Source organism: Calothrix sp. CBUCES-K 9914 (assembly GCF_059640475.1).
In genome coordinates this window covers 38146-59804 of record NZ_JBXXZH010000005.1, presented here as the reverse complement: position 1 = coordinate 59804, position 21659 = coordinate 38146, and the positions used below count along the sequence as shown (strand labels likewise).

Annotated in this window: 15 protein-coding genes; 6 read left to right on the top strand and 9 right to left on the bottom strand. The window is 38.8% G+C overall.

Translation table 11 applies throughout. The features are described 5' to 3' along the window. Positions 1 to 526 precede the first annotated feature (526 nt). Together AC2JBO_RS01920 and AC2JBO_RS01915 are read left to right on the top strand one after the other, a co-directional pair. Positions 527 to 1867 (top strand): P-loop NTPase fold protein, encoded by a 1341-nt coding sequence (locus AC2JBO_RS01920; protein ID WP_496951925.1) that lies wholly within the window; start codon positions 527 to 529, stop codon positions 1865 to 1867. Continuing rightward, positions 1834 to 6939 carry a WD40 domain-containing protein gene (locus tag AC2JBO_RS01915; RefSeq protein ID WP_496951924.1) on the top strand — a complete coding sequence of 1702 codons (5106 nt, stop codon included), beginning with the start codon at positions 1834 to 1836 and terminating at the stop codon, positions 6937 to 6939. Before AC2JBO_RS01920 ends, AC2JBO_RS01915 begins: the two co-directional genes overlap by 34 nt. 383 nt (positions 6940 to 7322) lie before the next feature. Here AC2JBO_RS01915 and AC2JBO_RS01910 read toward each other — a convergent pair whose 3' ends face one another. Then, complete coding sequence (locus AC2JBO_RS01910; protein WP_496951923.1) at positions 7323 to 7598, bottom strand: hypothetical protein; 276 nt, start codon at positions 7596 to 7598, stop codon at positions 7323 to 7325. A 221-nt stretch (positions 7599 to 7819) separates the two neighbouring features. Between AC2JBO_RS01910 and AC2JBO_RS01905 the strand changes: the two genes are divergently transcribed. Further along, positions 7820 to 9067 carry an Alr2735 family protein gene (locus AC2JBO_RS01905; RefSeq protein WP_496951922.1) on the top strand — a complete coding sequence of 416 codons (1248 nt, stop codon included), beginning with the start codon at positions 7820 to 7822 and terminating at the stop codon, positions 9065 to 9067. Between the two features lie 133 nt (positions 9068 to 9200). Here AC2JBO_RS01905 and AC2JBO_RS01900 read toward each other — a convergent pair whose 3' ends face one another. The 6 genes from AC2JBO_RS01900 to AC2JBO_RS01875 form a co-directional block, all read right to left on the bottom strand. Then, entirely contained in the window at positions 9201 to 10715 is a 1515-nt protein-coding gene (locus AC2JBO_RS01900; protein ID WP_496951921.1) for a GAF domain-containing sensor histidine kinase, read from the bottom strand. A 170-nt stretch (positions 10716 to 10885) separates the two neighbouring features. Further along, the gene (gene frp, locus AC2JBO_RS01895) at positions 10886 to 11212 is read right to left on the bottom strand and encodes a fluorescence recovery protein (protein WP_496951920.1); all 327 of its coding nucleotides are present in this window, start codon (positions 11210 to 11212) and stop codon (positions 10886 to 10888) included. A 146-nt stretch (positions 11213 to 11358) separates the two neighbouring features. Beyond that, entirely contained in the window at positions 11359 to 12318 is a 960-nt protein-coding gene (locus AC2JBO_RS01890) for an orange carotenoid-binding protein (RefSeq protein ID WP_496951919.1), read from the bottom strand. Between the two features lie 508 nt (positions 12319 to 12826). After that, positions 12827 to 13909 (bottom strand): photosystem II q(b) protein, encoded by a 1083-nt coding sequence (gene psbA, locus AC2JBO_RS01885; RefSeq protein WP_496951918.1) that lies wholly within the window; start codon positions 13907 to 13909, stop codon positions 12827 to 12829. Between the two features lie 207 nt (positions 13910 to 14116). After that, positions 14117 to 14350 carry a hypothetical protein gene (locus AC2JBO_RS01880; protein WP_496951917.1) on the bottom strand — a complete coding sequence of 78 codons (234 nt, stop codon included), beginning with the start codon at positions 14348 to 14350 and terminating at the stop codon, positions 14117 to 14119. Between the two features lie 46 nt (positions 14351 to 14396). After that, the gene (locus AC2JBO_RS01875) at positions 14397 to 15362 is read right to left on the bottom strand and encodes an HNH endonuclease (RefSeq protein WP_496951916.1); all 966 of its coding nucleotides are present in this window, start codon (positions 15360 to 15362) and stop codon (positions 14397 to 14399) included. Between the two features lie 305 nt (positions 15363 to 15667). On the opposite strand from AC2JBO_RS01875, the gene mazE reads away from it, so the two are divergent. The 3 genes from mazE to AC2JBO_RS01860 all read left to right on the top strand — a co-directional run bounded on the left by mazE (position 15668) and on the right by AC2JBO_RS01860 (position 16962). After that, positions 15668 to 15844, top strand: coding sequence for a type II toxin-antitoxin system MazE family antitoxin (gene mazE / locus AC2JBO_RS01870; RefSeq protein WP_496951915.1), 177 nt, complete (start codon positions 15668 to 15670; stop codon positions 15842 to 15844). After that, entirely contained in the window at positions 15844 to 16197 is a 354-nt protein-coding gene (locus tag AC2JBO_RS01865; protein WP_496951959.1) for a type II toxin-antitoxin system PemK/MazF family toxin, read from the top strand. The genes mazE and AC2JBO_RS01865 overlap by 1 nt, the downstream gene beginning before the upstream one ends. Before the next feature lie 186 nt (positions 16198 to 16383). Further along, positions 16384 to 16962, top strand: coding sequence for a transposase (locus AC2JBO_RS01860; RefSeq protein WP_496951914.1), 579 nt, complete (start codon positions 16384 to 16386; stop codon positions 16960 to 16962). Between the two features lie 59 nt (positions 16963 to 17021). On the opposite strand, the gene AC2JBO_RS01855 is transcribed toward AC2JBO_RS01860, so the two are convergent. Both AC2JBO_RS01855 and AC2JBO_RS01850 read right to left on the bottom strand, forming a co-directional pair. Beyond that, the gene (locus tag AC2JBO_RS01855; protein WP_496951913.1) at positions 17022 to 19565 is read right to left on the bottom strand and encodes an AAA-like domain-containing protein; all 2544 of its coding nucleotides are present in this window, start codon (positions 19563 to 19565) and stop codon (positions 17022 to 17024) included. Between the two features lie 130 nt (positions 19566 to 19695). Continuing rightward, positions 19696 to 21333 carry an AAA-like domain-containing protein gene (locus AC2JBO_RS01850; protein ID WP_496951912.1) on the bottom strand — a complete coding sequence of 546 codons (1638 nt, stop codon included), beginning with the start codon at positions 21331 to 21333 and terminating at the stop codon, positions 19696 to 19698. Positions 21334 to 21659 lie beyond the last annotated feature (326 nt).

Genomic DNA, 21659 nt, shown 5'->3' with positions numbered 1-21659 from the left:
TATACAATATTCTATTTTTTATTTTATTTCTTAAGTTTGTGCTGTTTAAAATTGTAATAATGTAGACGTTTAACTAAAGGAGAGCTAAGATATTCTAATAGTAGACTGTAGAAAAATTAAATAATCATGACTGTAATGCTTTAACGGTGGTAAACTCAAAATTTGCCTATTTTTAGATAAAACAATTCTAAATTATTGTGAAATTATACGCTCTAGAGACGCGATTAATCGCGTCTCTACGTGGGTGGACATAATTACGTGGATACGATGTGGATATAACATTTTAGAAAGTAGCACATGTACCTAATAACTAATAAATCAAAATAGAGTTCGTTTGTAAAGTATTTTAATTACAAATCCGAAAATTAATATTTTGAAGCTGTGGTTTTTTACTGGATGCATAAAAGCTAATCATAGCCATGCGCTCAGAGTCTGGAGCTTTTGCTTTTAACTTTTTGAATGTTAGTCACGAACAATTAGCTATTCTACTATCAATGATTTGTAAACAAGTACATACTTATTGGTTATGCTCTTAGATTTAGAAAGATTTTACAAAGCGTGCAATCCGAGCAAACCGCTAATGATGGAAAATGCAGTAGACCAAAACTACTATATTGATTTTGCAAAAGTGCGAGGGGGCAAAATCATTGAAGCTTTGGGACGCACCATCATTCGGATTTCACCTGACACTCCTACATGTCAACTGTTTACAGGTCATATCGGCTGTGGTAAATCAACCGAGTTGTTACGACTTAAGGCAGAATTGGAACAAGCTGGTTTCCACGTCGTCTACTTTGAATCCACGCAGGTTTTAGATGTAGTGGATTTGGATGTGACTGATATTTTAATTGCAATTGCAGGTAAAGTGAGCGAAAGTCTCGAAGCAATCAATATTCGGCTCAAACCCGGATATTTTAACAGGCTGTTTGGAGAAATCGTTAATTTTCTGCAAACTCCACTCGACTTGGAACTGCAAGGTGAACTATCGGTGGGAATTGCTAAAATTACCGCCAAAACTAAGGAAAGTCCAAACCTACGGCGCCGACTGCGCGATTATTTAGAACCCCGTACTGAGAATATCTTAAAGTCGATTAACGAGGAACTGTTAGCACGCGCGATTACTGAGTTGAAAGTAAAAGGTAAAAAAGGACTCGTTGTTATCGTTGATAACCTCGACCGAGTAGATATTCGCCCTTTACCTTCTGGACGTTCTTTACCTGAACACCTATTTATCGACCGTGGTGAACAGCTTCGTAAACTGAGTTGCCACCTTGTTTACACGATTCCTTTAGCGCTGACTTTCTCGAACGATAGCGTTCACCTCCAGCAGCGCTTGGGCGGTGGTGTAGCACCTCAAGTATTACCGATGATACCAGTACGGCAGCGTACAGGGGAAATTAACACAACTGGGCTATCGTTAATGCGGCAAATGGTATTAGCGCGCGCTTTCCCTGACATTCCTGATATTGATAGACTGTCTTTGATAACAGAAGTGTTCGATAGCCAAGAAACACTCGATAGGTTGTGTTTAATTAGTGGCGGTCACGTTCGAGATTTACTTGGACTGCTGTTCGTTTGTGTGCGCGAACAAGACCCTCCTTTTGATCGTGACTGTGTAGAAATGGTGATTCGGCGCCATCGTGATTTTCGTGCAAATCCGATTGACTCGGAAGAATGGGATTTAATATTCCAAGTAGTTCAAGAGCAAAAAGTCAAGGGTGACATCGAATACCATACCTTATTACGTAGTTTATTTGTTTTCGAGTATCGTGATAGTGAGGGTGCATGGTTCGCTGTCAACCCAGTTCTAGCAGAAACGCAAAAATTTAAGTTATGGTCGGACACCCATCTTACTCAGAAAATGTAATAGCAGCGAATGAGCGCGCTGTTAATAGTTTGCGTCGTGCAATCACGTTTTCGCAAGGACAGTTTTCGCTATGTTTAGTGGGTTGCAACTATAATGTTTTGCGCTCTCTTATGCTGCGGCGCCTGGAAGAAGAAATCGGTGAAGGGTATCGAATTCAGAAAGTAACGTTAAAAAGCAATTCGATTAGTTTGTATTCGACGATTCATACTGAACTGGGTAGCTCTCAACCAGCAGCTTTAATGATTTTGGGGTTAGAGTCGGTAGAAGAACTCGATGACTTACTGCGAACCATCAACCACATCCGCGATGAATTTCGTAAACGCCATCCTTTTCCAATGGTGTTTTGGGTTAACGACGAACTGCTGCGAAAACTGCGGCGGTTCGCACCAGATTTTACTAGTTGGGCAGCAACTCCCATTCGCTTCGAGATGACAACCGAGGAGTTGCGGAATTTTCTGCTCTCAAAAACCGATTCATTGTTCGCTAAAATTTTAGATTTAAATGGTGTTGCAGAAAGCGAGCATAATCCTCATAGTACTCTTGGCCAAGTTTGGGACTATAGTAGTTATGAATTTCGCACTAGCATCAAAGAGTTACAGCATCGCGGTATTAAATTAGAACCGGAACTCGACGCTTCAGTTAAATTTATCGCTGGGTTAGATTATTACGCTAGCAACCGTATCGATTTAGCTATCGAATATTTTCAGGACAGTTTGCAGTTTTGGCTTTCTTCCTCTGCTCCGCTTACCACTCGTGCCTTTACTAGTAACTTTCCAATACCTCCTTCTCCGTTTTTGCTTCGTCAAGGAGTGTTACTATTTTATTTAGGACTAAGTTACTACCGTCTTGCTGAACGGGTACATATTGAACATCAAGAACGTTGGCAAGAGGCTAGGTCTTATTTGCAACAGTGTCTCAATATTTTTGAGATCGCAGGGCGCCCAGATTTAATCGCTCAGATTATTGGGCTTTTGGGTGATGTTTTGCAACACCTGAAATTATGGAATGAGTTACAGGAGCTTGCCTTTAAGTCACAAAACTTACATCATGATTATGGTACTCATTTTCAGCTTGCATGTGATTCTGGGTTTTTGGCGCAAGTTGGCGTTGCTAATAAAAATTGGGATATTGCTATTAAACAAGCGCGCGTTGCATTATTGCGACTTGATGAAGCAAAAAGACATAACCACTCGCAGCCAAATTCGTTTCCTTTGTTAAAAGAGCAAATCTTTCGTCTGACTTTAGCAAAAGCATTACTGCATAAAAACGAGCAAAAAGCAGCTAATGAACAATTACAGTTAGCCAGTTCTCTTTTGGAAACTGCGTTAGAAGATAGTGATTTTAGGTACGAAGTTTATAAATATATTCGTTTGTTGAGATGGTTACGTACACTATATTTTGACTTAGGACGGTATCTTGAAGCTTTTACAATACGGCAAAGGCGCCGTTCGGTTGAACAGCAATATGGGTTACGCGCGTTTATTGGGGCAGGTCGGTTAAAACCACAACGTCACGCAACAACCCCAATAGTTAATTCGCCGGCGCCGAGTGGAAGTGTTGCCTTAGAAATTATCGCTTCTGGTCGGCAGCGTGACGTACAAAATTTGATTGCAAGAATTAGCCGTCCCGACCAAAAATTAACGGTTATACATGGTCCAAGTGGAGTTGGAAAAAGTTCGACGGTGACAGCAGGATTAATGCCAGCATTGCAACAGCGAGCAATTGGCGACCAAATTGCTGTTCCTGTAGTTTTACAAGTATATACGGATTGGGTACAAGGACTGGGGAAAGCATTGAGTGAGGCGATTGCTTCAACAAAACCTGCTGCAATTCGCAAAGCAGCACTTGAAGAGAATACCGGACTTTATCCAGCAACACCAATTACAATCGATGGGGTTTTGGAACTGTTACGAGAAAATGCTCAAAATCATATTATTACCGTTTTAATTTTTGACCAAGTAGAAGAGTTTTTATCCGGTTGTAAAAACTCAGTTCAGCTTTCTACGTTCGACAAGTTTTTATGTGAATGCATGAATGTGGCGTTTGTTAAGGTAATTTTGAGCTTACGCGAAGATTACTTACACAAATTACTTGAATTTAAATATCTTGACAAAATTGCACCAATTAACGAAAATATTTTAGACAAGAATATTCGTTATCAATTAAAGAACTTTTCACGAGCTGATGCTTCATCTGTAATTCGTGATTTGACGCAGCGTTCACAGTATCATCTTGAGCCAGAATTAATTGATGTTTTGGTTGAGGATTTATCTGCCGAGTTGGGAGAAGTACGACCAATTGAACTACAAGTTGTTGGCGCCCAGCTTCAAGATGAGCGAATTCTCACCCTTGCTAAATATCAGCAGTACCGTCCAAATAAATTAATTGAAAGATATTTGAGGGAATTAATACGCGACTGTGGAGAAGAAAATGAGCGTGCGGCACTGTTAGTATTATATTTATTGACCGACGAAAATAAAAAACGTCTATTCAAAACTCGTGCTGAATTAGCAATAGAACTTGAGGAATTAGAGGATGTTAAAAAGTTAGAGTTAGTTTTAGAAATATTAGTACGTTCCGGATTAGTCATTCTTTACCCCGATGTTCCCGAACGTTATCAGTTAATTCACGATTACCTTGTTGATTTAATTCGTACCCTTCAACAAGGAGAACGTAGTTTACAAGAGCAAGTTAGACAACTGCGCGCGCAAGTACAAAACAGTGAACAGGAAATTTCTCGTCTCAATAGCGCACTTCGTCATAATAAACAAGGTAAAATTCCAGCAGAACATACTGTTGTAGGTTTAGATTTATTAAGTGAATTAAAAGAACTGCGAAAGCGCGATGAGTTTAGTCGCATCGAACGCGAACGTTTGCATTCAGAAATAGAACACCAAAAACTGCAAGCAGAACTTCTTGAAACTGAAAAGCTGCGTACCAGTCAAGCAAAAACGAATCGTTTGCTCAAAAACGCGCTTTTTGCTTCGGTTTTGGGCATCTTCATATTGATGGGTTCTATATGGACTGCTATTTCTCAGGGTCGTCAAGCTGTTATTAGCGCTAGTGTTGCCGCAAGTGCATCAAGCGAGGCTTTATTTTCTTTAGGTAAAGATATTGATGCTTTACGAGCAGGATTGCGTGCAGGTAGAAAAATTGAAAGTGCATTCTTACCCGACGCTCGAACGCAGCAACTTGTAAGAACAGCATTATATCAAGCAACTTATGGAATGCGGGTGCGTGAAATCAACCGTTTGGAAGGACATCTTGCGGATGTCAATAGTGTTGTATTTAGTCCCGATAGTAGCTTAATTGCTTCTGCTAGCAGTGATGGAACGGTTATACTTTGGCAAGCAAACGGTAAACAATTACATGTATTAAAAGGACATAGTAAGCGTGTTAACAGCGTTGCATTTAGCCCTGACGGTACAATGCTCGTTTCTGGAAGTTCGGATAAAACAGTTAAATTATGGAGCATTGAGGGTAAATTCAAAAGAACATTTGCACATGGTGATGTGGTAAATAGTGTCGCGTTTAGTCCTGATGGGAAAACAATTGCATCAGGAGGCGCCGATAATATGATTAAATTATGGAATCGAGAAGGAAAGCTACTTACTAATTTCACAGGACATACCACACCTGTGACAAGTTTAGCCTGGGCACCAGATGGTAGTGCGATTGCTTCGGGTTCTAGCGATAAAACAGTTAGAGTGTGGAGTCGTGACGGTAAATTATTACAAACTCTTAAAGGACATTCAGATACAGTTCTTGCCGTAGCGTGGGCGCCGAATAGTAAAATGTTAGCGTCAACTTCTTGGGATAAAACCGTCAAGCTGTGGAGTCGTGATGGAAAATTACTTAATTCAATACCTGCACATAGAGAGGTAGTGATGAGTGTTGCTTTTAGTCCAGATGGTAAAACTCTTGCTTCTACTAGTTGGGATAAAACAGTAAAACTTTGGAACCTTGACGGTACTATAGGTAAACCGATAGACCAGCCAATAGAAATATTGAAAGGACATAATGACTGGGTGACTAGCGTTAACTTCAGCAGCGATGGACAAACTTTAGCTTCTGCGAGTCGTGATACTAGTATTAAACTGTGGCGCTGGAAATACCTACCGTTAAAAAGTATCCAAGCACACCGTCTGGATGTAACGATGTTGAATTATTCTCCTCAAGGTGACGCAATTGCGGACTCAAGTCTAGACGGTGCCGTAAAAATATGGAGTCTTGACGGTAAATTACAACATACTTTAACTGGGCAAAAAGAGGCAGTTTGGGATATAAGTTTTAGTCCAGATGGTAAAAAAATAGCTTCGGCTTCCAGCGATGGAACTGTAAAATTATGGAGTCGTGATGGTAAGCGAATTAATAGTTTAGAAGCGCATCTTGGTGGAGCATTGAGCGTTGATTGGGCGCCGGATGGAAAAATTTTAGCGTCCGCAGGCAAAGATAATACAGTAAGATTGTGGAGTCGTGATGGTAAGCTTTTAAGTAAGTTAGTAGAGCATACTAATGCCGTGAACTGGGTAAGTTTTAGTCCAAACGGTAAATATATAGCTTCGGCAAGCGATGATAATACTGTCAAAATATGGAGCATTGATGGAAAATTAGTTAAAAATATTACGGCTCACAACCGTCCAGTTTATGCTGCGGTATGGTCAAGGGATAATATATTAGCTACGGCAAGTCTTGATAGTACAGTCAAATTGTGGGATAAGAATTGGAAGCAAATCAAGACTCTGAATGGTGAAGGTGAAGGTTTTAGAAATGTTGTTTTCAGTCCTGACGGTCAAACTATTGCTACAATGAGCGAGGATAAAATCAAGCTATGGACTTCTAAGGGTGAATTAGAATTAGTTATAAATGCAGAAGACGATAAATTTACAACTCTAAGCTTCACTCCTGACAGTCAAACCTTAGTAACAGGTAACAGTAAAGGTAAGGTAGTTTTCCGCAACTTAGCGGATACAAAAACCGATAAATTGATGGAAAAAGGATGCGAATTACTACGAGACTATTTACAAAATAATACTAAAGTTTCCGATAGCGACCGTCATTTATGCTCTTAAATAAAATTGAGGAATATCTTGCGCGGTTGTAATTCAACACAGGGATTTTAGGCGCCACGAAGGAAGCTTTTGCAGGGGGACCAAGCGAAACAACTTCAAGTTCTTCCGAGTCGGTTGGTATGCCAAATACTAAAACGGTGCCTTTCTTAGTAGGAGGTGGACGCTTCTAACCTACTTGTTGCGAGTTATCTTCAAGAAAGATTGTGGCATCCACCTGTGCAATTGAGATGATAATGATTGTAAATACTTAAATACTTGTAGTCAGGCGCCATCATAATAAACGGCGCCTGCTTGATAACGTGGCACTTAATATTTGGGTGACACCTTTAATTAAATTAATAGACGCGCGCTTCTAGAACAAACTTGAAAAAATAATTTTTCGGTTACAGTTTGATTTCGTCGTGCCCTACAACAACTTCTTCTACATTTGGCCATCGGATAACAACTTCTCCACCCATCGCGCGAATAGCTGCTTCAACATTCTTAAAACTACAATTATTCGGATTATCTAGTACTTTTGCTACAGAGGTTACGAGACTACCCGTCCTTTTACTCTCCTCACCAAAAAGCGAAACGCGGACGCGGTTGACTTCTCGCGCGAGCTTGTAAGTAGTCCATCCTAGCTTCTTAAACCTATCTGAGAGAATTTTACTATCCACGTTTACAATATAGATTTCATTTTACTTCTTCTATTATTTCACTATCATGAGATGTATCAAACACTACTACAATGAAATAAATATACTATTTATCTCATGTAATATATCTTAATTTTAATTTTTTTAGTTCATGTTAGTGATAATATTACTATAGCAAAAGCGCCTGCTGTTTTTGTTATTTAGCTTCAACAGCAGGCGCCAAACTTTAAAAAAGCACTACTATGTTCGCACAATTACAGGGTTTTAGCATTACCAGTTTAGATGAACTAGTGATATCTCCATCGCAGTTCAACGATTTTATGACCGATGCAGATAGTTGTTTGCATCCAATTGGCGCCATATATATGTCAAGCGCGCGTCTTTTACGTTATTCGTTCTGGTTAGCGGAGCAAAAAGCAACGTTACCTAGAAAAGAATATAAAGAATTGTTAAGTCAACTTAACTGGAAAGGTGAAGAAAAAGCTTATCTCAAGGTAGATGCAGCTTTTAACACCTTTACGCCATACGAACTGGCGCAAATTGAACCGCGTACTATCTTTCAAATCGCTCTTAACTTCAAAAAATATCAGTCAGTTATCCCGCAAATGAAAGCTTTGCCTCAAATCACCCAAGATAAGGTTCGTGGCTTCATGAAACAATGCCATAAACCAAGGGCGTCTAGGGAAGAACAGGCGCCGACTATTTGGCAATTAATGCCAGACGGTCAACGAGCTTGTCAGATTGGTCCAATATACAATCAGTCTGTGGGTGTGATGCTAGAAGCCATGATGACTGCTGAAGGCAGAACTGCACAATCAATCGTTGAAGAAGCACTACTCGCCCTTTATGAATCCAAATATGGTTTTCCAACCGAACAGGAAGCAGTATCTTCGGAGCTTACCCAAGATATCTCCTCGTCGGCACCTTATTGCAATGTTGTAAGTGAAAATCAAACGGCACCTGACTTCCCGACTAACTTCGTAACTTTAGATGAATCTACTTCTTGGGATGCTGGCCAAGTAACTATAGAAGATTTAAAAGAGGAAAGCTCTTTTTATGATATTCAGTTTGACAAAGACGAAGGTAATCAAGATGTTTGGAGTTTCGAGCCTCTTGAAAAAGACGATTTTATAGAAGATTACGAATTTTTAACGTCAGCAATAGAAGCACAGTCTAAAATTCCGGCGCCAGTTGATTTATTAATTCAAACATTCCAAACAGCTAACTCATGGGAGGAAATTAGCAACGTTCTTAAAACTCATGAAGAATATAAGCAAGAAGCTTGGGATGCTCTTACACCAATAGAACGTAAGAAAATTATAAAAATAACTCCTCCGACTATCACAAGATTAAGCAATGCTAAACGTGAAGGATTAATAATGGATTTCCGGTTCGTGCGTGAAGGTGTGTATCACATCAAGGGAAATGGTAGCTTGTTCTGGGACACCGTTTTTGAATATCGAGTAGAGGAGTATCTCGCACGCTTGTAAATCAATACGGAAATTTATAGGTGCTGATTTCAATGTTAATCAAATACGCACGTTTTAAGCATCTAAATTTATTTCTGAATTGGTACAATTAATCGTATTGACTCACCGTGCGGATATTAATCTTTAAATACTTTTAAATAGACACGATGTTATTACTACCTGGAATTTCAATCCAAAACTCTGTTCCTTGACATGGTGTAGTTTTATACTTTAATTTACCTCCATGCTTTTGGACAATGATTTGATAGCTAATCGATAATCCTAAACCAGTACCTTTTCCTATTGGTTTTGTAGTAAAAAAAGGGTCAAATATGCTTTTATTTATTTCTTCACTAATGCCAATTCCGTTGTCAGCAATTCTAACGACTAAAGATTTTTCATGAGTCAGTTCAGTTTTAATCCTGATTTTACCTACTTTTGAAGATGGTAATTTTTTATTAAGATTTTGATAATCATTATTGTCTAATTTTTTTTGTGTAGATTTACTAATGTCGTTCGATTCGATTTCCGAATTAGTTGAAAATAACTCTTCAATTGCATCGATTGCATTAGCTATTATATTCATAAATACTTGATTAAGCGGCGCCGGATAACACTCGAATTTAGGAATGATACCATACTCTCGAATAATTTGAATCTCAGGACGTGTTTTTGTGGCTTTGAGCCGATGCTTCAAAATTAACAGGGTATTGTTGATTCCTTCGTGGATATCAACAGGCTTTGTCTCAACTTCTTCCAAACGCGAAAAGTTACGTAAAGATGAAACAATTTGCTGAATACGTTCAGTACCAATTTCCATTGAAGATATAATTTTTGGTAAATCTTCTGTCAAAAATTCTACGTCAGTTAACTTGACTTGTTGTTTCATTTGTGCATTAAGGTTAGGGTAATGTAATTGGTAAAGAGATAATAAATCTAGTAAGTCTTTAACATAAGTTTTAACATGGCTTAGATTTGCTTCAATAAAGTTGACAGGGTTGTTGATTTCGTGAGCGACACCTGCAACGACTTGACCCAAACTAGACATTTTTTCACTTTGAATTAGTTGAACTTGAATTTGACGTAACTTTTTGAGAGTTTGACTTAACTCCTCATTTGTGCTGCTTAAATTCTGTTCAATTTGCTCGCGTACTTTAATATCATTTTTCAAACTGTCTAAGTTAATTCGTAGTTCTAGCTGACTAATAACTTGACGACTTAGAGCTTGTAAAGCAATGATTTGCTCGTCTGTTAGCTCCCTTGGTACTACATCGATACTGCATAAAGTCCCAAGAGCATAACCATCTGGTGTAATTAGAGGGGCGCCAGCATAAAATCGAATATTAGGTTCGGATAGGACTAAGGAGTTAGTCGCAAATCGTTTGTCTTCTAAAGCATTCGGCACTATTAACACAGATTCTGGCTGACATATTGTATAAGCACAAAATGCTAATTCTCTTGGAGTTTGGGATACTTCTAAGCCAAATCTTGACTTGAACCACTGTCGATTAGCATCCACCAAGCTAATCAAAGCAATGGGAGTACCGCAAATATAAGCAGCCAAAGCTGTCAAGTCATCAAATGCTTGCTCAGAAATAGTATCCAGAATTTGATATCGCTGGAGGGCTTTGAGTCTTTCAGGTTCATCAGCAGGTGTTGGTGGTTTCATCTAGATTTATTACAAGCTTTACTGTACCAGCATAGATTTTTACTGATGACAGAGAGCTTACTCTCATCTGCTGAAGAGAGAACAGCGCAAAAACACCTAAATTTCTTCCTATTAGCAATACATGTAAATAGTAGAAACCCGGTTTCTTATAAAAACCCGGTTTCTTGTAACTACATGCGTGACAAAGCAACTACCTTTTTGATTTTGTTTTCTTCTAACCCTTCTAACTCATCAACATGGAGCCAACCTTCTTTAAGTAATCTGGCAAAAACAAAGATGAGAACTGAATATCTATAATCATACTTGCCATCAATGTCATGCCTTCTTGCGCTTAAAAAATCGTGCATACCCCACATATCATTGAGTTGTGTTATGTGATTTGCTTGTCGGCGGACTTCTTGCATTAAAGCATTGATTTCTCGTTCATATGCTTTATCAAAGGCAGCTTTAGCTACATCTTTTTCTATCTGAGACCACTGGCTATCTATCGCTTGCATTGTCAAACTTGAAAAATATGTTTTATTTAGATTCCTAATAATACTTATTGTACCAGATTATAGTATTTAGTGAACAAATAATAAAGCGCTCTATTATTAAGAGCGCTGACTCCATCACTAAAAATTAACTAGTATTTAGTATCTATCTAGCGAGCTAAATTCAACAGTTCTTTAGGAGAAGCAAGCAAATCGATAGCAACAAAGAAAATCTTTCCGTTGGGGTTCAACAAAAATCTCCAAGCCATATTCATTCCGACAGCGGCGCCGAACCAAGGAGTTTGGACTTTACCAGTGACTTTGATTTGGGTATAGTCTTCTTCAGCAGGTTCAACAATTCCTCGTTCTGGAAGTAAGTTGAGGTTTTGACAGTCTTCACGGAAGAAGCGTAATACAGCTTCTTTTCCAACAATTGGTCTTTGGAAAGGAGGTTGTAAAGCTCCATCTGGTTCAAATAACTCAATTAGCGCATCGAAGTCATTTGCATTCATGTTGTTCATATAACTCAACACGGTTGCATTATCAATACCTTCGATATTGACTTTAACTCGTTGTGATATTTCTTTTGCAACAACAACAGGTTCAGAAACCCGCTCATAATTACCCATTTTATTAGGGTCATAGCCCATATCAACAACAAAATTACGTAGTACTGTAATTTGTTGTCCAGAGTCTAGATTTCTGATTGCTTGTAATACTGCTGAAGCATTAGCAGAAAGCTGATAACCTTCTGGAATTGGCGCCACAATTCCTTCATCCATCCATTCTCCAAGCTGATACCAAAAACCTAACTTAATATTTGCAGACCAAGTTCCATAGGTTCGGCAAATAGGAGTATCAGTACCGTTTGTCAAATCACACATTACCTGCGCTTGCTCGCGAAAGTCCATTTTGCGGATTTGATTCAGAGTTGCTTCAGCGAACTGCATGTTAGCGGCGCCAGGAGCTGCAATTGTGATAGTTTTACCCATCTCTAGATAAGCAAACCAAATTAAAGCAAGTTGGTCTTCTGCATTAAGTTGAGCGAATCTCGCAATCGTAGCAGGCACTGCATCAGCAGATAGAGTATTAGGGAATATACTACGGGCTGAATCAATGGTAAATGGCATAGCAGGATTTTCCTAAACAGGTTTACTACTGTCAAAAAGCTTTTAGGGACAGAAATGTATCGCCCACTACTTAAATATATCACAACTTTGTTTACAAAGTTACATAAAACTTTACAAACTTTGATGTTAATTTCTTATCTCAGTCATTAAAACAATAATTATTTGAGTTGATTCAAAAGATGTCTAAATGTGATAGAAGCTTGGCAACGGATACAACGGATGTAACGGATAATTTTTTGTTACAGACAAAACTTTTGCTCCGGGCGCCTCCATTGGCGAGTTAAGATTCCCAAATTCTTTAAGAAGTCGGGAATCTTAGGGACTTCCAAAAATTTAATTCTCCCGGAATGTGGAATGGGCATCCTTGCCCGTTCCAAGCATCGGCGCCACTCCACAAGAAAATTTTGAAGATTTTTTAATTTGGAAGTCCCTTACTTGTTGGCGCCTATGCAAAAAGCGCCCCTATCTCTAGAGACGCTCTTGCGTTACTTATTTAGTTATCAATTTTTTAACCGTTAATCGCAGGTGCGGTTAGTGCTACAGGAGCAGCTTCGCCAGAAGCTAGGTCTAATGGGAAGTTGTGAGCATTGCGTTCGTGCATCACTTCCATACCTAAGTTAGCGCGGTTAATGATGTCTGCCCATGTGTTGATTACGCGACCTTGGCTGTCAATTACTGATTGGTTGAAGTTGAAACCGTTCAGGTTGAATGCCATTGTCGAGATACCTAAAGAGGTAAACCAAATTCCAACTACTGGCCAAGCAGCTAACAAAAAGTGCAAGCTACGGCTGTTGTTGAATGAAGCGTATTGGAATATCAAGCGACCGAAGTAACCGTGCGCTGCAACGATGTTGTAGGTTTCTTCTTCTTGACCGAACTTGTAACCATAGTTTTGGCTTTCGGTTTCAGTTGTTTCACGAACTAAAGAAGAGGTTACAAGTGAACCGTGCATTGCACTGAACAAGCTACCACCGAATACACCTGCTACACCGAGCTGGTGGAAGGGGTGCATTAAAATATTGTGTTCTGCTTGGAATACCAACATGAAGTTGAATGTTCCACTGATACCCAAAGGCATACCGTCAGAGAATGAACCTTGACCAATTGGGTAGATTAAGAATACTGCGGTTGCTGCTGCTACAGGTGCAGAGTAAGCAACACAAATCCAAGGACGCATACCTAAACGGTATGAAAGTTCCCACTCACGACCCATGTAGCAAAATACGCCGATGAGGAAGTGGAATACTACCAACTGGTAAGGACCACCGTTGTAAAGCCACTCATCTAATGAAGCTGCTTCCCAGATTGGGTAGAAGTGTAAACCGATAGCGTTAGAAGAAGGAACAACTGCACCAGAGATGATGTTGTTTCCGTAAACAAGTGAACCAGCTACTGGTTCACGGATACCGTCGATGTCAACTGGGGGTGCTGCTACAAATGCGATGATGAAGCAGGTGGTTGCTGCCAAAAGGGTTGGAATCATTAATACACCGAACCAGCCTATGTAAAGGCGGTTTTCTGTAGAAGCGACCCAACGGCAGAACTGTTCCCACACGTTCGCGGTTTCGCGACGTTGTAAAGTTGCGGTCATGTCTTTATAATTGCTACGAAAATGAAATGTATGTATACAAGCTGTCTGCTTGCTTGTTTCTAATATAGTTTACATTGCTTAACATTTTCAAGTAATTTGTAATTATTGTTGGTTATAAAATATATCAGTGTTACTTATATAACTAGTAATTGCCTTGTGTAATGGTCTTGTAGAATGGAGAAAACTTGCCCGTTCCATACCAAGCTTCTAAGAAGAACACCGCGCGTAAATCATATTTATATCAACGGCGCCAAATGAAGCAGTTGCATCACCTTGAGTTTGCGCTTCTAGCTCAAAGGTAACTTTTGGTGTTGGACCTCTAAATGATTTAGAGCATTGTTTCGACCGTGTGTTATCTCGGTTGATTGAACGAGGTTGTGAGTAAGTCGTCCATTCAGGCGCCGATTGTACAAGTATTAACGATGAAACCAGCGCGCTCATTAAAAGATTCATAAATGTAATATAAATTGTAGTATAAAATGAAATATTAAGAAAAACCTAGCTTTTTGTATTCGCTCACTGTTTCTTCTCCAAATCCACCAGCTTTAATATGGCGAATTATGGACTGTATAATAGGTGTTGCAATGCTGATTCCAAATAAAGCATTGAATCCAGCTATCACAATAGGCGCCGACAATAGTACAGTTAGTTCAGGAATGAGTGCTAAAACAAGCACGAAAATCAGAAAGAAGATAGGGGTTGCAATACCTGTCTTAATTACTTCCTGAATAATTAAGTCTTTGTACTGCTCAACTGTAATATCTCCACGCTGCAAATCAAGTGAGTAAGATATAGCAACGACTATTGCTTGTGTTAACATAGCGGCGCCAGTAGCTGTAATACCAAGTTTTGCTATCGTGGCTGAATTTCTAAGTATTGAGTCAACTGCATTGTAGACTCGAATATAAACTTGCTCACCTGGTGTCATAACTTTGGCACCACGACGTATATTATCGGTGCCTATTTCCCAAACTATATTATCGGCACCGTTACCACCACCTTTTGAGTGAGGATAAATATGGCTACCATGTTTGTCGGATAGAAACTCTCGAATGTTTCTCTCGTTGGCGCCTAACTTTGATGTACCAGGTATTTTGTTAAATAATTTCATTACATCAGCATCGCTTCTAGGTGCTTCTCCAACTCTTACACCTGCTCGATACTTCAACCTGTTAGCAATTTTGGGCATCTCAGCTAATAGTTGTTGTGCTGTTTGGGGTAGGTCTTTGAGAGCGGCGCCAATAACTACACTTGATGTTGCAAATGCCACTGTTGCAGAAGCTGTATTACTGATAGACTTTCCAACGTTTTGAATTGCTTCAATACCTGGTTGAACTGTCGTAATTGCTTCTGCCGTGGTGTTTTCTATAACTAATTTGATTTCATTCGCTGTATCTGAAACAGTATTGATAGCATTTACAGTAGTCTTTTTGACTTGATTAATAAAATCCATTTTTATACCACTTAATTTTGATTATCAGTAATGTTTACAGTTTGACATTACAAAATCAGGTTTGTCTAGATTATATGTATATATAGTTACATAAACACGAAAAAGGAGATGTGTAGTACACATCCCCCAATTGAGGTGCAATAATGTGGAATATTAAACTAGCTTTGAAAACGGCGCCATTTAAAAATTAATAAACTAAGTTAGTTTCGCCGCGCTTTATTAAAACAACTTGCTTATGAATACACCTGGAGTTTTGGCTGTTACGGAAAAAGTCAAATATTTTTAGTTGCTATTATCTAGGTACTTTGTATAGTGAGAACCAGGGAAACCGTAGCGCTTTCATTAATAGTGTATTGAAAGAATTAAAAAAGCAACGTTTACAGGAAGAACTAAAGGCGGCATATATAGAAGATTCACAAGATGAAACTTATAGAAAAGAAGTTGCTGCGTGGGATAGAACTGTAGGTGATGGTATTGAGTGATGCCAAATGGTTATTTAACTTACCGACGTGGAGAAATACGTTGGGTTGATTTAGAACCGACAATAGGTAAAGAAGGAAAAAAAACTCGTGCTTATTTGATTGTTCAGAATAATGTTGGAAATCGTTACAGTTTTTTAACCGTAGTAATACCATTGCTGCCAGGAACTAAAAATGTACCCGATGTTGTGAATGTAAAAGCTACACCTAACAACGGTTTAGACCAAAACCGATATCTTGATGTTGGGCAAATTCGGGGTCTTGACAATAGTCGAGTTCTTGATTTAGTGGAAGTATTGGAAGATGAGTATTGGCAATTAATACGCACTTCTTTAAATATAGTGTTAGATTTTTGAATCTTTACCCGACCGATTCATTTGTCAAGGATATACCCCTCTCCGTCACAGAGAGGGGTTGGGGAGAGGTATTTCACCACGATTACGAATAAATACAATATCAACCAAAAACTTTTGACTAATGTAGGACTGTTGTTACAAAAACGTTGGGTTGCGCTATCGCATAACCAACCTACAAATAGATATATGTCCCGCAAACCACGCGACCTCAAACCCGGATACTGCTACCACATCACTACCCGTTGTAACAATCGTGAGTTCAACATAATACATCATGAGTGTCGGGAGGTTTTTATTTTCGTGATAAAAAAGGTTATGGATAAATTTGATTTTAAGCTTTATGCTCTATGCTTAATGTCTAACCACGTTCACTACCTACTCGAACCAGCATCACCCGAAGACTTACCTAGAATAATGCAATTGCTGAACTGGTACACTGCAATGTGCTTTAATAGTATGCTGAACCGTACTGGGCATTTTTGGGAAGAGAGGTATTACAGTTCAGGTTTTCCTAAGCACGATAACCGACGGGTATTATACACACTACGTTATATTCACGCTAATCCCAAAGCCGCAGGAATGCAACAAGGTTTTTTCTACGATTTTAGCAACTACGGTACTCATGACAGGTTAACCGATGATGGTTTAACAAAATGGCATCCTGCTTTTTTGTCTTTGGGGAAAACCCTTGAAGAATGTGCTGCAAAATACCGCGCGTTTTGCCAGTGCCAGGTATTGAAATCTGAGAATGCTGATGAATGCTGATTATTTCGTAGAAAATGCTTGTGTAATAAATCTTAATAAAAGTCTGAAGCCTTTATATGTTACAGTTTACAAGTCGCAACGCGCGAGAAAAGAATAGACCCACGCACGTATCCCCCCTCCCGTCCCACTAGCCTGTAGTACATAATAGTACTAGGTAGTCCCCCTGTACCATAAGACGAAGGTTCGTTCTTAATACGCTCTATAAAGTCTTCGTAGCGCATAAACCCGCTGCTCGTAAACCCGCTGCTGCTCTCTGTTTCTTTCAGCTTATCATCAGACCACCCAACTGCACGAGCAAATTCTACATAATTTTTATAATCTTTTTCATTCCACTCTGCTGCACTAACTCCTAACCTATTCTCTTTGCTTTGGTAAATCTCTTTTTGTACACTGAAGCCAAAACGTCCTTTTGAGTTTTGCACCCAATAATTATTAATTTCTTTTAATTCAGGACAGGAAAAATTTTTAATATCTTGGATATCAAGGAATCCCTGTGTTTCTCTATTAGCAATATAGAGCATTAGTTGGTAGGTTGTTCTGTCTGCTTTTTGCCAGTCTCCCGCTTCTAAAGAATATTTCAATCCAGCGTATAAGTGATTTCTGAGATAATCTTTAACTACTATTTTTAAATCTTTTTGTTCCGGCTTTTTTTCGAGTAACTTAATTAATTCTCGATAAACAGATTCAATATCGGTTGCTGTAAGAATTTGATTCTTTTGATTTTTATGAAATGGATTTATTTCTTTGGAATATTTTTTTAAAATATCAAATGCTTCATTATACGCTTTTAATGCGTTTATAGTATCTTGTTTCTTTTCAAGCAAATTACCTTGCGTTCTCTTTACTAAAACTTCAATTTGTAATTTTTGATTCAAAATATTTGTATTTTCTTGGCTTTTTAAGAAGTCTAAACTTTTTTTGATTGCCTTATCTGCTTCATCCCACTTGTCAAGTTGCTGATATGCTTTGGAAATAGAAGCGAGTAGAAATGCTTGCTTAAGTTGGTAGTTTTGGATTTCATAAGCTAAACCAATCTTTTTTCTAGCTTCATCACTAGCTTCTTCAGGTTTAGATAACTTATCATTGTTATACAGTTTACCGCTAAGTTCTGATAACTTTGAGAGATATTCTGTATTTTCGCGTATTTCTTGATATGCTTGATTTGCTTTCCACCCTGATAAACCGGAAATGACTGCTCCGATAAAAGTCAATACTAAAATAGTAGAACCAACACTAATACGTTGTCTAGCCTTTTTATTTGCCTCAGTTAGTACTTTATTTCTCTCTTCCGTTGCTTCCCTATCTTTCCTTTCCCGCTCAATTTGCGCTGCAATTTCTTTTTTCTCGATTTCTTCTTGAATTTCCTTCTCTTTACTCGCAGCTAAAAACTGTCTATCCTGATAACTAATGTTCTTATCGCTTGCCCACACCTCTGCACCTTGCAATGCTTTACCCCGCAACAGTCTTGACTCATCGCTGCACCCGGAAGCAACCCAAGCTCGAAACGCTTCGGAATAAGGACGCAGTTTTTTTAATTCTATATCAACCCAGTTTTGATTAAAAACCTGATAATAAATTGGATTTAAAACTTGTAATTTATTTTCCTCCTTTACTACTAACCCAGAGAGCATTAACTCGCTTTGCTCAATGCTGTCATTATTGGTTACTTCTTCATACGCGCGCACTTGCTGGTACAATTCCAATAAATACCCCGCGCGTTCCTCATTTGTGAGAATTCTGTTACGGATGGTGCGTAAATGTTCGGGAAAATCTTGTGATTCCCAATTTTCAATTATTTTGGCTTTGACTACCTGCTCAACAGTACGGGGATTTGCTGTTTTTGATTCTTCAACCATGAACTGACATAGCTTTTGCGTCAAAAATGGTTGTCCCCCTGTCCAGTGTAATATCTCTTTTACTAGCGCGCGGGAATTTTCAAAGTAAGGATGTAACCCTTTTTCTAGCGGTTCTACTTCATGTAGTTGAAAACCTCTAAGTATAATTGCTTGACCAATATTAAACGGGGTGCGATTTTTATCTTCGATCAAATTACTCGGCGATGCTACCCCTAGTAAACAAAAGGTGAGACGGTTATACTCAGGATTATCGACTCGTTGATTGTGACACGCGCGGATAAACGCGAAAAAGTCATCAGTGGGAAACTTGAAACTGAGAACACTGTCTATCTCATCAAGAAAAATAATTATATTCTCGCGAACCTCAACAAGCAAAACCTCTTCGATAAACTTGCGAAACCGTGTCAAGGGTGAATGCAACTGATGTTTATTCCACCACTCCTTTAACTCAACATCCAAATCAAAACTTTCAATTAAATAATCTATTAAACCCACATACCACTGTTCCGGTGTTGCATCTTGAACACTATCGCTAGATAAATCTATCGACACACAAGCAACTTCTGCATCTCGCAACCGTTGCATCGTTCGTACTCGCAAACTAGATTTTCCCGACTGTCGAGAGTTGAGAACATAGCAGAATTTTCCTGCTTTTAGTCCTTCAAATAGTTCTTTGTCTGCTTCGCGCGTGACGTAAGTGCTAGCATTTTCTGGGAGACTACCGGAAAAAATATATTCTTCAAGCATAATCAAAATTAGCAGTACTGGCAACGGATGATGAACGGATGTAACGGATAGTTGATTTTAAATAACTAGACTTTGTTTGCAACAAATTACCCATCCGTTACATCCTTTGTATCCGTTGCAAACTAACCTACTACTCAATTAAACGCGCGGAGAAATATTGTTTATATAAATTGCAGCTGGGAATGCAGTCGTTACCGGAAAGCTTGACTAAACCTAAGCTTTGCAATTTGAAACCAACTTCTGAGTCAACTGGTACGGGGAATTTAGCCATCACCACCTTTTTATATGCATCCTTGAGTGAAGGATTATGTTGTAAGTTCCAAAGTAACTGACGTAAATGGTTGGCAAAAATACCTTGCTCGGTTGGTGCAAGTTGTAAAAGCTGTTTGAGGGTAGTTTGTGGGTTTGTCAGTTGATTTTTTAAACTTGAAAATGTTTGTTGTACTAAGTAAGGGTGTCCTCCTACTAGTTCCATGAGTTGATTTATTCCTTGTTCTCCAACTTTCCCGTTTAAATGGTATCCTTGGGCTACTGCTTCTACCTGACTCCGGGTAAATTCGGGTAAATCAACCGCTAACCCAACGTTAAAAGGTGAATAGTTAGTATCGAGTGTAGGATAAGCATCTGTGGAATGAACCACGAGTAAGCGCATTTTTTTCCAAATATTACCTACTTTGTCCCCTTGTTTGGCTTTTTCATACCAACTTCGCAGGAGTTTACAAAATTCGGAGAAGGTATCAGGGTATTCAAATAGCAGTTCAAAGTTGTCTATACCAATTACGAGCGGATTTTCAATACTGTTTAATATGTAGCGTTGAAAGTAACGAGTGCAGTTTTTATTTAGTCCATATATATCTTCCCAATATTCATCAAGCTTGACTTCCATATCTAAGCTGTCGGAAACATCCGCACACAACCACTGTAAAAATTTTTCTAAGTCCGCAAGAACTGACTTATCCGCAAGCTTTAAATCTAATTTCGCGCTTTGGTAACCCTGCTTGCTTGCATAAGTAAGCAAATTTTCCAATAGTGCAGTTTTACCCATTTTTTGAGGCGCCTTAATTCGGATCAAGGCGCCTGTATGTAAAATGGTCTCATAGCATTTTGCCTCAATTGGCGGTCGATTAATATATATATCTGTATCTGCCTCTACCTCAGATTCAGAATCGCGCGGTAAAATCTGTAAACTATCCTTTGTAACTAACTGGGGTATTAACTCCTGTGGTATTCCGGCAATCTTAATCAAACTGCAACCTAAGTCATACGCAAACTTATAACCTTTACCTGCTCCCAGCGCATCATAAAAACCCACAGCAAACTCTAACGCGGCTTTATCTTGAATTGTATTACTCATACCCACTACATAATTTATATGTTGGGCAATTTCCTTTGCTTGATACTCTGAATAGCAAGCATTGAGAATAACACACTCAACTTGCTCGCTAAATAGTTGAAACAATTGAGCCAAAGCAGCTGCATCAATTAATCTAGTTTGACCTGTCTCATCTTCAAAAATCAACCCTTCCTCACCCACACCATGTCCCGAAAAGTGTATAATTTGTGGCTCATAATCTAAAATAGCTCTGTGAATATCCCGATACTTAACTGCTTCTGTGCTGTTGATTAAATATCTATCACGCTGCTTAGAACGCTTCAAACCCTCTTTAATTTCACGCATTTCCTCATCTAGACGCAACCTAGATGTACTGAGAGGATTTGCCGACATTAATAGGATTTTGGTATAAAAGTTATCGTCCGTACTATTCATAAAGTAAAAATATAAGGACTATTTAAATCGGATATACAAATCTATTTGGGTTAATTTCAGATAAATACCCAGATTTAAGCTAGTTCATTTATATATTACTTCAGTAAACATTCTCAAGGAATTTAGGTATTGTTAAGATATTTTGTCCAGTTTCTTGTGGGATAGGCAATCTCTTGTGGAACGGGCATCCTCGCCCGTCTTATTATTATCCTATGCTAACTACTCATTTAAGTACAAAAGTACGATTTAGCAACCTCATTGGCATAAATAGTAGCTTCAGTAATACCAATACGACGCGCTTCCACTCCGTTGGCAAGGACATAATA